The 13,186-nt window shown below is 60.9% G+C and carries 13 protein-coding genes; 3 read left to right on the forward strand and 10 right to left on the reverse strand.

Annotated features, from left to right (window positions below):
• From GLL_RS11840 to GLL_RS11870, 7 genes are all read right to left on the reverse strand, one after another.
• Positions 1–564, reverse strand: coding sequence for a dioxygenase (locus GLL_RS11840; protein ID WP_011142286.1), 564 nt, complete (start codon positions 562–564; stop codon positions 1–3).
• The gene (locus tag GLL_RS11845) at positions 564–2,180 is read right to left on the reverse strand and encodes a 2-isopropylmalate synthase (RefSeq protein ID WP_011142287.1); all 1,617 of its coding nucleotides are present in this window, start codon (positions 2,178–2,180) and stop codon (positions 564–566) included. Before GLL_RS11845 ends, GLL_RS11840 begins: the two co-directional genes overlap by 1 nt.
• A gap of 91 nt (positions 2,181–2,271) precedes the next feature.
• The gene (locus GLL_RS11850) at positions 2,272–3,336 is read right to left on the reverse strand and encodes a DUF2490 domain-containing protein (RefSeq protein ID WP_164928982.1); all 1,065 of its coding nucleotides are present in this window, start codon (positions 3,334–3,336) and stop codon (positions 2,272–2,274) included.
• 330 nt (positions 3,337–3,666) lie between these two features.
• On the reverse strand, positions 3,667–4,107 hold the full coding sequence (locus tag GLL_RS11855; protein WP_011142289.1) for a HEPN domain-containing protein: 441 nt from the start codon (positions 4,105–4,107) through the stop codon (positions 3,667–3,669).
• A complete protein-coding gene (locus tag GLL_RS11860; protein WP_011142290.1) occupies positions 4,100–4,423 on the reverse strand; it encodes a nucleotidyltransferase domain-containing protein in 324 nt (107 codons plus the stop codon). The genes GLL_RS11855 and GLL_RS11860 overlap by 8 nt, the downstream gene beginning before the upstream one ends.
• Before the next feature lie 52 nt (positions 4,424–4,475).
• On the reverse strand, positions 4,476–5,594 hold the full coding sequence (locus GLL_RS11865; protein WP_011142291.1) for a carboxylate-amine ligase: 1,119 nt from the start codon (positions 5,592–5,594) through the stop codon (positions 4,476–4,478).
• Between the two features lies 1 nt (position 5,595).
• Positions 5,596–6,486 carry a ferredoxin--NADP(+) reductase gene (locus tag GLL_RS11870; protein ID WP_011142292.1) on the reverse strand — a complete coding sequence of 297 codons (891 nt, stop codon included), beginning with the start codon at positions 6,484–6,486 and terminating at the stop codon, positions 5,596–5,598.
• Positions 6,487–6,858: 372 nt separating this feature from the next.
• On the opposite strand from GLL_RS11870, the gene GLL_RS11875 reads away from it, so the two are divergent.
• From GLL_RS11875 to GLL_RS11885, 3 genes are all read left to right on the forward strand, one after another.
• Complete coding sequence (locus tag GLL_RS11875) at positions 6,859–7,854, forward strand: phosphoribulokinase (protein WP_011142293.1); 996 nt, start codon at positions 6,859–6,861, stop codon at positions 7,852–7,854.
• A 35-nt stretch (positions 7,855–7,889) separates the two neighbouring features.
• Positions 7,890–9,902, forward strand: coding sequence for a transketolase (tkt, locus tag GLL_RS11880; protein ID WP_011142294.1), 2,013 nt, complete (start codon positions 7,890–7,892; stop codon positions 9,900–9,902).
• Between the two features lie 111 nt (positions 9,903–10,013).
• A complete protein-coding gene (locus tag GLL_RS11885; protein WP_164928983.1) occupies positions 10,014–11,015 on the forward strand; it encodes a DNA/RNA non-specific endonuclease in 1,002 nt (333 codons plus the stop codon).
• An 81-nt stretch (positions 11,016–11,096) separates the two neighbouring features.
• Here GLL_RS11885 and GLL_RS11890 read toward each other — a convergent pair whose 3' ends face one another.
• The 3 genes from GLL_RS11890 to GLL_RS11900 are packed head-to-tail and all read right to left on the reverse strand — an operon-like array spanning position 11,097 to position 12,255.
• On the reverse strand, positions 11,097–11,519 hold the full coding sequence (locus tag GLL_RS11890) for a nuclease A inhibitor family protein (RefSeq protein ID WP_011142296.1): 423 nt from the start codon (positions 11,517–11,519) through the stop codon (positions 11,097–11,099).
• Between the two features lie 53 nt (positions 11,520–11,572).
• On the reverse strand, positions 11,573–11,986 hold the full coding sequence (locus GLL_RS11895) for a PIN domain-containing protein (RefSeq protein ID WP_011142297.1): 414 nt from the start codon (positions 11,984–11,986) through the stop codon (positions 11,573–11,575).
• Positions 11,986–12,255, reverse strand: a complete 270-nt coding sequence (locus GLL_RS11900; RefSeq protein ID WP_011142298.1) for a DUF6364 family protein — start codon at positions 12,253–12,255, stop codon at positions 11,986–11,988. Before GLL_RS11900 ends, GLL_RS11895 begins: the two co-directional genes overlap by 1 nt.
• Positions 12,256–13,186 lie beyond the last annotated feature (931 nt).

Genomic DNA, 13,186 nt, shown 5'->3' on the forward strand with positions numbered 1-13,186 from the left:
TCAGGCAGGTTGCAGGTAGAAAGTGTAACTGCCGGATAGCGGCCCTGCGCTTTGAATATCGGAAGCGAGGTTCAAAAGCAAAGACGGGCGAAATAGAAAGTCTCGCTCGTTGAGCGCTGCGCCGGGGAAGTACAGCTGGGTGGTGAGCGGCCGGTGGCCGGGGGCGCTCACGGTGAGGTGCAGGTGGGGCGTACGGCCCGGGTAGCGGCCGGGTACAAAGGTGACAAGCCTGACGCCTGGTCGGTCGGAGGCATGGCGGGTGCGAAAGCGAAAACCTTCAAGGTCGTAGTTGCCCCGCGGGTCGGCGTGCCACAGATCGATAAGGACCGGAAAGACGGGTTTGCAGTCCTGGCCGCGCACCGTTAAATCGAGCACCAACTCGCGTCCTGCCACCCCCGAGAGCCTCAGATCCGTGCTGTCCGGGGCACCCCGCCGGTAGAACGGCCCGGCAGTCAGGCTCTCGGTGCGCGGGCAGGCGGCGGCCCGCGCACCGGCAGGCAGCCACAGTGCCGCCGCCCCCGCGAGGCTTGAGCTGACAAAGTGGCGGCGGGAGAGGGCGACCATCAGAGTTTCTGGGCGGCGGCGTCGGGGTGGGCGAGGGCGCCGCCGGAGTGGGTGGGGTGGGCCAGAGCGAAGTGGAGCTTGTTGAGGGCGTTGAGGTAGGCGCGGGCGGAGGCGACGATGATATCGGTGTTGGCCGCGTGGCCGCTGAAGGTGCGTCCGTCCTGGCGCACGCGGATGGTCACTTCGCCCATCGCATCGATGCCCGCCGTCACCGACTGCACCGAAAATTCGATCAGTTCGTTGGGTAGTTCGATAAGGCGGTTGATCGCCTTGTAGACCGCGTCCACCGGGCCGGTGCCCACGGCCGCATCGACGCGCTCGACGCCGTCGGGGCCGGTGAGGCGGACGGTGGCGGTGGGCAGTCCCGGCTCACCGCAGCTCACCTGCACCTGCTCCAGGCGGTAGGCTTCGGGGATGAGGCGAATTTCATCGGAGATGACGGCCTCGATGTCCCAGTCGCTCACGGTCTTTTTCTTGTCCGCCAGTTCTTTAAAGCGCAAGAAGGCACGGTTGAGATCGGCGTCGCCCAGTTCGTAGCCCAACTCGACCAATCGGGTGCGAAAGGCGTTGCGGCCCGAGTGCTTGCCCAGGACGATGCGGTTTTCGTTGACCCCGACTGTCTCGGCGTCCATGATCTCGTAGGTGAGCCGGTTTTTGAGCACGCCGTCCTGATGGATGCCCGACTCGTGGGCAAAGGCGTTCGCCCCGACGATCGCCTTGTTGGGCTGGACGAGCATGCCGGTCAGGTGGGAGACCAGCCGCGAACTTTTGTAGATCTGGCGGGTGTCGATGGTACTCAAGGGTACGGTCGAATCGGCCGGACGGCCGAAGATCGGGTTGAAGAACTGGCGGCGCACGTGCAGGGCCATGACGATTTCTTCGAGAGAACAGTTGCCCGCCCGCTCGCCGATCCCGTTCACCGTGCACTCGATCTGACGGGCACCGTTCTCGATGGCCGCGAGGGAATTGGCCACCGCCAGACCCAGGTCGTTGTGGCAGTGCACCGAAATCACCGCCCGCTCGATGCCCCGCACGTTCTGGGTGATCCCGCGGATGAGGCCGCCGAATTCTGCGGGCGTCAGATAGCCCACCGTGTCGGGGATGTTGACGGTCGTCGCCCCGGCTGCGATTGCCGCTTCGAGCACCCGGTAGAGATACTCCGGGGCGGAGCGGCCGGCGTCCATCGGTGAAAATTCGACATCGTCCACGAAACCCTTGGCAAAGGCCACCATCTCGGCGGCGATGGCGAGCACCTCGGCGCGGCTTTTGCGCAACTGGTGCTCCAGGTGAATGTCCGAAGTCGAGATGAACGTGTGGATACGACCGCGGGCGGCGGGGCGGATCGCCTCGGCCGCCGCTTGAATGTCTGAGCGGATGGCCCGCGCCAGACTGCAGATTACCGGCCCGTCCTCGGTACCCACCGTGCGGGCCACCCGCTCGACCGCCTCAAAATCCCCGGGGCTGGCGTAGGCAAAACCGGCCTCGATCACATCGACACCGAGTCGGGCAAGCTGCCGGGCAATCTCCACCTTTTCGTCGGCGTTGAGCGTGGCCCCCGGCGACTGCTCGCCGTCTCTAAGGGTGGTGTCGAAGATAATCAAGCGGTCCTGAAACATTGCGTTGTAGCCTCTCAGGCGAAACGTCAGCCATTCTATCTTGCTTGCCGATGCATCCGAGAGGCAGAACCGGTCCGGAAGTGCCTACGATTTAGGGGTCATAGGACTCCGCCGCATCGCCATCGAGAAAATCCATCGCCAGCGGCTTGAACGGCTTCTCTTGCTTTTGCGGGGAATCCGCCTGGGTAGCCCTCTGGGCCGGTTGGGCGGCGGCAATCTGGGCTGAAAGCCGGGTCTGGCTCTGGGGTTCGGCGGCCAGTTGCGCGACCGTCGGCTCCTGGGGCTCGGAGGCAAAAATGTCCACGGTCGGCTCAGGGAGCTCGGGGAGCTTCTGGGCTACGACCACCTCGGGCTGCGCTTCGGCACCGACTTTCTTGTCGTCTGTCGCCTCGGCCTGCCTGGGTGCCGCCGCCATCTCGTCGATGTCGAAGCCGATGTTGAACAGCAGACAGTGTTTGACATCGTCGAAGGTCGTATCGCGGTTAACCCAATTGTGCTGGTAGCCGAACTCGATACCTACCCCCGGCGCCACCTTGGTCTTGAATCCTGCGATGGCGCGGTTTTCGCTGAGCCCGCCTCTGAGGTTGTTGACCCCGGCGTCATTGAGGTTGAAGAAAATCTCGTCGTTGAGAATAAACGACCAAATCTTGTCCGGGTCGAGGGGAACTTCGATGCCGGCGCGCGCCCGCAAGCGCACCGACAAACTTGGGGCGTTGGGCAAAATGCGCTCCTCGACGCGCAGGCGGGTCGAAATCGTCCAGTCTCCCGCCGGATAAGCCCCCACGTGCTGCTGCAAAAACCGGGTCTCGGTCTGCTCGCTGCGGCCGGCCGGGTAATTCAAAATCGCCGCCGCCCCCAGCCAGACACTGTTGCTCTCATCGACCCGAAAAGCGACCCACGGGCGCAAAAAAATCCGATCCAGGGCAAAGGTCGGGCGGGAGCGAAAGCGCGGCCAGATCTCCATAATCCCCTTGATGCCCGGCGCAAAGGACTTGGCCACCGCCACCTGGGTCCAGAGTTGAAACTGCTCGACCGCCCCCGGTGGCCCCGCCTGCGCCCGTGCGGCCACAGGTGCCAGAAGGCTTGCCGCCACTGCCGAAGCGGCGAGTAGTGCTCGAAAATAGACGGGTCTGCGGCCTGTGGTGGCGCAATGCATAAAATACCTCCCAGATTCGGACGATGTGATTCGGTGCGTCAGCAAAAATTTGCTGCGCAATCTTCGACATGCGACAAAGCCAAACAGTCCTGAGACTCCACGCTTACAGGTAAACTCACCTGCCGCGCGCACCGGAAAAACAAAGCGCTTTTCCAGCTTGTCTGTGCTTGCATTTAACTTACCGTTACAAGCAACCGGAAACAAGTCAATGATTATTTCAAAAATAATAGACTTTGATCTATGAATTTATTTTGCGCGACTTGTATTGCGCTAGTTTTTGGGTGGCCAGACCGGCTTCGAGAGCAGCGCTCACCGCCACCGGCGAGCAGTTTATAGCTCATTACTGTTGATGAAGTTGGCTGTCACTGCAGAGGGCAGCAGATTTAGTACGAGTCTGTAGATAGTTCTCGCGTCATTCATTGCCCGCTCAAAAATTTCCAATTCCGGTTGCAGTGCGTCGAAAGAGAGGTCATCGGGATACCGGAAACGTGTTGCAAAAGGACTGAGTCTAATCGCTTCTTCGCGCAGAGTTAATATTTGAGGTTCGTAGGTAGACAGTTCAACAACCAGGGCCGTTAGGTCATGCGTACGCAAGGCTTGGCCGTGAACTGCCAACAACGCTTTCATTATTTTCTCCGCACACTGCTGGCAATGGTACGTAGCACTACTTAACAGCGGAGGACTGCATTGTGAGAGTACTTCAGCAGCATCAAGATCTTCACTCGCTTTATACACCCAGGATTGAACGAACCGAAGGGTTTGTTCATCCATAGATGATTTTTCCTTGGTACAATACCCGGTAAGTTAGAGAACCTCGAATATGCGCTGTTTTTTCAACGTGAGCGCGATTAGAAAGAACGATATCTTTAGATATACCTAAATCAAACAATGCTGCGTACGCCTCAGCCTGCAAATCCAGGGTGATTTTTGTCTCGCCGGGCATAATCAAGAACAAATCAAAGTCGCTGTCCTGACGGGGCGTACCCCAGGCACGGGATCCAAACAGAATGATTTGTTCGGGATGGAGAGCATCGACCAATCTTTGCACGATAAGGGTGAGCGTTTCTGCCGAAGGAGATGGCACCATCCTCACACCCTCCCAATTGTGCCCAGGAGCTGCGGTCGCTCACCAAGTATACCTAGGTGGCAAGGCCCGCTTCGAGGTCGGCGACCACCGCCACCAGCGAGCGGGACTGGGAGTAGATGCGCCGCTGGCGCGTGGCACCGTTGCCGGATGCGAGTATGGCGGGAATTGCCGCCAGATAGGCGCTGCAGCCCAACTCTGCCGCCAGAGACTGCATCTCGCCCACGGTCTGCTCAATCAGTTTGCGGGTGGGAACACCTTTGAGGGTGAGGGGGTCGATCAGTTCGCCCTCCAGGCCCCAACGGCAGGCGCGCCACTTGTTCTCGCGGATGATGCCGGGGTGCAGCAGGCGGATCTCCTCGCCGTTCTCGTAGAGTCGCCGGAAATACACCGCCAGGCACTGCACCAGGGCGGTGAGGGCGAGCACCTCGGCCAGGGTGCGGGTGGCGTCGCAGATGCGCACCTCGATGGTGCCGAAGTCGGAGTGGGGCCGGATATCCCACCAGATTTCGCGCTGGCTGCCGATCGAACCGGTCTCCAGCAGCACGTTGATCAGATTTTCGTAGCCTTCCCAGTTCTCGAAGCGAAACGGCAGACCGGCGGAGGAGAGATTCTCGAAAACTTTGGTGCGGCAGCTATCCAGGCCCGTGTCGTCACCCTCCCAGAAGGGCGAATTGGCCGAGAGCGCCAACAGCATCGGTGCGTACTGGGTGATCTGGTTGATCACCTGGATGGCCGTGTCGCCGTCGGGCATGCCGACATGGACGTGCAGGCCGTAAATCTGCATCCGCCGGGCCGTCCAGACGTGTTTGTCGACCAAGGCGCGGTAGCGGGGGGTCTGGGTGTAGCGCCGCTCGCGCCAGCGGGCAAAGGGGTGGGTGCCGGCCGAGAGAAAGCTCACGCCGCGCTCGCGGCAGACAGAGCGCAGCAGCGTAAGCTGCGTGGTCAGATCCCGCTCGACCTGGGCGACATCTTTGCAAATGCCCGTGTTGATCTCGATGGTGGCCTGCACCAGTTCAGGCTTGACGACCAGTCCGACCTCCGGGTGTTCCTCGCAAAAAGTGACCAGCTCCGGCCCGCGCGGGGTGAGGTTGCCCGTCGCGGGGTCGATGATTTGTAGTTCCATCTCGACCCCAAGGGTCGGAGCGGTGGAGGACTGGAAAGGAATGGTCACATTAGTAGGTTTCGACGTGCCAAAAACCGGATTGCTTGAGATTGTAGCGGTAATCTTTCCAGACGGTGTCCTTGGCGGCGGCGGCGGCGGTAAATGCGTCGTCGATGCCGTCTTCCATGCCCTTGAGGCCGCAGATGTACGTGTAGGTGTTGCCGCCTGAAATCAGTTCCCACAGCGCCGCAGCGTGCTCGGCGATGCGGTGCTGGACGTACATGCGACCGCCCTGGGCGTTCTTTTGCTCGCGGCTGATCGCTTCGACGATCTCGAAGTCGCCCTTGGCGGTGTAACCGGCCAGTTCATCCTGGTAAAGGTAGCTGTTGGAATTTTGCATCCCGAAGAACAACCACACCTTGCCCTGCCAGGGAGTGTCCATTTCGTCGTAGATGCGGCGCAGGAAGGCCCGGAAGGGCGCAATGCCGGTGCCGGTGGCGATCAAAACCAGATTGGTGCTCGGATCTTCGGGCAGCAAAAAGGTCTTACCGGTGGGGCCGGTGATCGACACATCGTCGCCGGGAGCCAGATCGCAAATAAAGTTCGACGCGACGCCGCGCACAATTTCACCGGTCTCGGGGTGCTTGTAGACGACGCGCTTGACGCACAGCGAAACGGTCTTGCCGTCTTTGTTGTCGCCGATGCGGCTGGAGGCGATCGAGTAGAGCCGCAACTTGTGGGGCTTGCCCTGGGCGTCGGTGCCCGGGGGAACGATGCCGATGCTCTGGCCTTCGAAGTAGCGCAGATCGCCCCCGCTCAAGTCGAGGACAACGTGGCGCACATCGTTGTCCGGGTCGTCGGGTGTCAGGTTAATGTTTTGAAGCGCCTTGCCCCGGAACGGACTGGCCGGGCGGTAAATGTTGACGGGGACCTCGAAGGTACGTGTGGCGGCGTGGGCCATGATCGGCTATCTCCTGAAGACGGCGAAACAGCAGCGGGTAACGATCGACAGATTATGCCCAGTGTAAAACCTCACCGGCAAAGCTCGGCACATTGCATCGGATCCGGCAAGCGCATCCGTGGGGAGCGGGACACGGGGAGGACAAAATTTCAAGAATTAATACGCGATGTTTAGATTTACCGATAGGTATTTTTACCTTACTATAGATAGCAAAGAAAGTAACCATCGCCACACTCGGGCTGGAGCCTTGTTGCCCCGGTACCGGTGCTCTGTTACCATTGGGGGGCATTTTTTGCTTGCCCCGTGGGCATTTGAGCTTGGTGGGCGAGTGGCGGGTGGTCCAGTCAGGGAAGCCAGTCCAAGGAGAACGCGATGGTCAGTACGTTGGACCGAGTGGTCCTGATCGGTGTCGGTGGGGATTCGGGTTGCGGCAAGTCGACATTCCTCAGGCGGCTTAAAGATCTGTTCAGCAAGGAGCTTGTCACGGTCATCTGCCTCGATGACTACCACTCGCTCGACCGCAAGCAGCGCAAAGAAACGGGTATTACCGCCCTCGACCCGCGCGCCAACAATTTTGATCTAATGGCCGAGCAGGCGACCGCCCTCAAGGTCGGCCAGTCGATCATGAAGCCCATCTACAACCACGAGACGGGCAAAATCGACCCGCCCGAGCTGATCGAGCCCACTCCGATCGTCATTCTCGAAGGGCTGCATCCTTTTTACGACGCGCGCGTGCGCAACCTATTTGACTTCAAGATCTACTTCGACCTATCCGATCCGATCAAGATTCAGTGGAAGATCCAGCGCGACATGGCCGAGCGCGGCCACACCTACGAAGATGTCCTCAAGCAGATCGAATCGCGCCGCCCGGACTTTTCGGCCTACATCGACCCGCAGAAGCAGTACGCCGATGTGGTGCTGCAGATTCTGCCCAGTGAGCTTCCTGAAAAAGCAGGCGGTATCAAGCGCGTCAAAGCCTGCATGGTGCAGGTGGACGGCATCCCCAACTACGACGCGCCCTACCTGTTCGACCGGGCCATTTCCGATGTGTGCTGGAAGCCCAATTTTCCCAACTCGGATGAAGAGCTGACCTTCTGCTACGGCACCCAGGATTACTTCGGCCGCCCGGCGTCCTACCTGTCGATCGACGGCGAGTTTGCTCCGGAGGATTCTCCCGAACTGGAGGAGAAGCTGCGCAACACCAGCGAGACGCGCTACGGCGAACTCGCCTCGCTCATCCTCAAGCACACCGATTACCCCGGCTCCCGCGACGGCACCGGCTTTTTCCAGGTGCTCATGAGCCTCAAGTTCCGCGCCATCTACGAAGCGCTTACCGCCCAATTGCTGACGGCTTCCAAGGCCAAGTAGCGCGCCGCGCCCACCTTTCGCGACAGGAAGTATCCATGACTGGCACTTTGCTTGACAAGACCGCCGCCCAGTTGGACGAGTTGAGCGTCAATACCATCCGTTTTTTGGCCGTTGATGCTGTCCAGAAGGCCAACTCCGGTCACCCCGGCCTGCCGATGGGGGCCGCCCCGATGGCCTACGTGATCTGGACGAAGTTCCTCAAGCACAATCCCACCAACCCGAAGTGGTTCGACCGCGATCGGTTCATCCTTTCGGCGGGTCACGGTTCGATGCTGCTCTACGCCCTGCTGCACCTGACCGGTTACGACCTGGCCATAGATGATCTCAAGCAATTTCGCCAGCTGCACTCGAGAACCCCAGGCCACCCGGAGAACTTCATGACCCCGGGGGTGGAGGTGACCACCGGCCCCCTCGGTCAGGGCCTCGGCAACGGCATCGGTATCGCTGTCGCCGAAGCGCACCTCGCGGCCCGTTACAACCGTCCCGGCCACGAGATTATCGACCATACCACCTACGCCATCGTCTCCGACGGCGACCTGATGGAAGGGGTAGCTTCCGAGGCCGCTTCGCTCGGGGGCCACCTGGGTCTGGGCAAGGTCATCTATCTCTACGACGACAACCACATCTCGATCGACGGCGAGACCGAGTTGTCCTTTACCGAAGACCGCATGCAGCGCTTCGACGCCTACGGCTGGCACACCCAGGCGGTGGCCGACGGCAATGATATCGCCGCCATCGAGCAGGCCATCCACAACGCCCGCGCCGTCACCGACAAGCCTTCGATCATCGCCGTGCGCACGATCATCGGTTACGGTTCACCCAACAAAGCCAACAGCCACGACGTGCACGGCTCGCCCCTGGGTGGGGACGAAGTCAAAGCGACCAAAGAAAACCTCAAGTGGCCCCTGGAGCCCGAGTTTTATATTCCCGAGGAGACCCTCGCCCAGTTTCGCAAAGCCGTTGAGGCGGGCAAAGAAGCCGAAGCGGACTGGAATGCCCGCTTTGCCGCCTACAAAGCCGAATTTCCAGAACTGGCCGCTGAACTCGAATCGCTCATCGAAGGCCGTCTGCCGGAAGGCTGGGAGTCGTCCCTGCCCAGCTTCAGCCCCGCCGACAAGCCGCTTGCCACCCGCGCCGCCTCAGGCAAAGTGCTCAATGCCGTCACTGCCGCCCTCCCTGGCCTGATTGGCGGCTCGGCGGACCTGGCGCCCTCCAACAACACCTACGTCAAAGCCTTCGTAGACTTTCAAAAAGCGACTCCCGAGGGCCGCAACTTCCACTTCGGCGTGCGCGAGCACGGCATGGGGGCGGTCATGAACGGCATGGCCATGCACGGCGGACTCAAAGTTTACGGCGGCACCTTTCTCATCTTCATGGACTACATGAAGGGGGCTGTGCGCGTTGCGGCGCTTTCGCACTCGCCGGTGGTCTACGTGTTCACCCACGATTCAATCGGCCTCGGTGAAGACGGTCCCACGCACCAGCCGGTCGAGCAGATTCTCACCCTGCGCGCCACACCGCAGCTCACGGTCATCCGCCCCGGCGACGCCGTCGAGACGGTCGGTGCCTGGAAGGTGGCCATCGAGAGCAATCGCGACCCGGTCGCCCTCATCCTCACCCGCCAGAATCTGCCCATCCAGCCCGGCTCTACGGTCGAGGCGGTGGCAAAGGGCGCCTACACGCTGGTGGAAGCCGACAATCCCGAAATCATCCTGATTGGCACCGGCTCCGAGGTGCAACTGGTGGTCGAAGCCCAAAAGCAACTGGCCGAGCAGGGCATCGCTGCCCGCGTCGTCTCCTTCCCGAGCTGGGAACTGTTCGAAGCCCAGCCCCAGGAGTATAAAGACAGCGTCCTCACCCCCGGCGTCAAGCGCCTGGCGGTGGAAGCGGGCACCAGCCTGGGCTGGCACAAGTACGTCGGCCTCGAAGGGGCGGTGATTGGCGTCGATCGCTACGGCGCTTCGGCTCCGATCAAAGCGGTCATGCCCGAGTACGGATTTACGATCGACAATGTCGTCGCCCATGCCCTGAAGGTGCTGGGCCGCTAGTCGACGAGTACTGCCGATCGACCGGGGGAGTGCAGGCCACTCCCCCGGTTTGTTTTTGCAGCCTGTTGGATGCGCCCGTGGCACAATCGACTCTCAATAGCGATTGTGCCGATGAGCAAAGCTCCCCCCCGTACCGTTCTGCTGGGCATTGTTCTACTGACCGTCTCCGTCGGTTCGTGCGCCCCGGCTAAGAAGCAGCGCTTCCGCTGCGCCGACTTTACTTTGCCCCAGCAGGTGATCGACGCCTACCGCGGCGGTGCCACTTACCTCGACAACGACGGCAATGGCTACGCCTGCGAGGACAAATTCGATGTCTACGTGGGCAAGGGCAAGCCCAAAAACCGGGACAACATCGCCGCCCTTCCCCCTGCAGACAAGGCTGGCACCGCTGCAGAGCAGCTGCTGTTAGGCAACCCGAGCCGGGCGACAGCCACCCCCGGCAGTGTCAGTAACTATCTGCTTCTCAAGCCGCAGTACGCGCTTTCGTACAACGCGGCCAAAGGGATTCCCAACTGGGCCAGCTGGCAACTCAACCGCTCCTGGCTGGGAAGGACCGATCGCCAGAACGACTTTCGCCCGGATGAGAGCCTGCCGGTAAGTTTTTACCGGGTAAATCCCGCCGACTACACTGGCAGCGGCTACGACCGGGGCCACCTGGTGCCCTCGGCGGACCGCACGGTAACTGCGGCGGACAACTCGGCGACTTTTTTGATGACCAATATGACTCCTCAGGCCCCGGATCTCAACCGCGGCCCCTGGGAAAAACTCGAAAGCTACTGCCGCGAACTGGTCGCGGCGGGGAAGGAACTTTACATCGTGGCCGGGGGTAGCGGGGAACTTGGGAAAATCGGCGGGGGCAAAATATCTGTTCCCGCGCGCCACTGGAAGGTGATCGTCGTGCTCGATGCGCCGGTGACAAGCCTCGCAAGTGTGACCGGACGCACGCGGGTGATCGCCGTGGACATGCCCAACACCTCCGGGATCAAAGAAGTGGGCTGGCGCGAATTTCGGGTGAATGTCGACCGCATCGAAGCGGCCACCGGCTACAACCTACTCTCGGGCGTGCCAAAGAACATCCAGGCGTTACTCGAAAGCCGCTTGGACAATCGGTAAGTTTTCAGTTGCACAGGCAACGCCAGGCGAGCGGGAAACCCTTGCGATCAATCGTTTTCACCCTGACACCCGGCACCTGCTCTAAGTTTCGACGATCCGGGTTTTGAGGCCGCTCAGGGTGCCCTCCTGGTTGAGGCCGACGATGTAAACATCAGCTTCGACACCGCCCACCCGATAGACTTTGATCTCGTCCAAAGCGTTTTTGAGGGTGCCAAGCAGTGCCTGGAACCGTTGGGCGGTGGCCCGCTGCCGAGGCTCCTGCCAGTCCGCCTCGCGGCAAGCTGGTGCAAAGAACGCATCGAGATCCAGTGCGCTGACGGCCATATCCGGAGGGTGACCCGTGTTTTCCAGCAATTGCTCTGGGTTCAACTCGAAGACGGGCCACTCGAACGCTTCGAAGGGCGCATCGGTCTCGCTTGGAAACAGTAATCCGTGGGCGGCGCGCTCCAACTCGGCGGCGGCACCCTGCGGCGGGAAGGTGGGCTGGGAAAAGTCTGGTTCCATGGGTTCAAGTTGGTGCTGATGCCAGGATACCGAAGTCTTCCAACAACGAAGATTTAAACACTCGCAAGCAATACCGCCGGGAGAATCGCCCGCACAGGACTGGCTGCATAATCTTTTAAGTCGCGGGTGCAAACGAATTGGGCATTGACCCCCACGGCCGCCATCGCTGTTACTGCATCTTTGAAGTCCTCAAAAGGGGAAACGAGTGCACCCCGGATACCGGCGTCATCAACGGCCGCCACCGTCAGGTGGGCCAGGAGATGGGCGATAGACCGCCGGGCTTGAGGCGCTCCTACTTGCTTTTTGAGCACGTAGAACAAAGTAGTCGGTGCATGTCCGGCAATATAGCCTGAAATACGCTCGCTACTGGCAGCGTCCACGGCGAGCAGCGAATCGCGATAGTAGGGCTGACGCACCAACACGATATCCAGAAGGACATTGGTGTCATACAGAACTACAACGGCCATCAGCGATACTTTTCTTCGAGGTAGGTACGGTAGTTCTCCTCAACCTCTGCGTCCGTCCAGCTGACCACATCTTTGCCCAGCGGGGGCTTGACCATTTGCTGGAAGGTTTCCATCCAGGGGCTTAGCCCCATAGTCAGTTTGTCGCGCGCTGTGACGGCAGCAAAAAACTGGCTGATCGCCTGGCTCAAGGAGACATTTTCTTTGCTTGCCCATGCCTTGGCTTGCTGAATCAGCTTTTCATCGACCCGTACAGTGAGCTTGCGTTCCATGGCTGTGTTCAACGCCGTACGAATTTATTTCTATGATACGGCAAGCCTGTTTCCTTGGGCAGCAGGCCGTGCAGCTTGGGTGACGATGACCCTCAAGCGCAACCTGCAACCAACCGACACCAGCAGGGGCACATAGACGCCCGGGCGCAGGCCGATCGTCTCGGGCGCGAGCAGCGGCACGCCGAAGCTCCCCAGAGCCGGACACCCAGGCCATTGAGCGAGAGCAGCGCGCCGCCGGCGATCACCACCGGACCGCCGCAGGCCCTCGGCGAGCCCGAAAGTGGCCCCCGCAGAGAGCCGCCGAGGAGCAACCCGTTCGCGCAGCTGCTGCGGGTCACCGCCTACCTGCCGCCGAGTTGGCGTGTGCGGCTGGAGGCCCGTGCCCGGTCGCTACTCCCGCCTGCAGGAGCACCCCCGCCTTCACCCGGCGAGGACAGCTCAGCATCATCGATCTGGGCGCACTGTTCGCCAAGATGACTACACGGTGACGGCCAAGGACGGGCATGGAGTGATCTGCCAAGTCGAGCAGGGGCGGGTGCAGACTTTCGAGCTGAGCGAGGAGGACGTGGATCGCTTCGGGACAACCCTTCAGAAGTGGGAAAGCAGGTAGCCGAGCGTCAAAGGAAAAACGAGCGGGACCGGGGCATGGAACGCTGAACGGCCGTCTTATTCCCAGAAACCGCCCGAGCTGTACCCGGAGGGCATCGATGCGGCCCTAGCCAACGCCTGCGGCCTTGGCGGAGTCTCATCACCTCTCTCGGCTGCTGGCGGAGTACCGTCGGCACGGGGATTGAGAATCAGCCAGCGTCGGCTCCCGCGGCGCGACGGGCGGTGCAGTGCGAATCGCGGATACGTGGACGGCCCAAAAGCAATACCCCCCATGCGGGATTCTCAGATCATTTCCGCAAATAGAACCTTCGGGAAAAATGCT

It is taken from the genome of Gloeobacter violaceus PCC 7421, assembly GCF_000011385.1.
Taxonomy (GTDB): Bacteria; Cyanobacteriota; Cyanobacteriia; order Gloeobacterales; family Gloeobacteraceae; genus Gloeobacter; species Gloeobacter violaceus.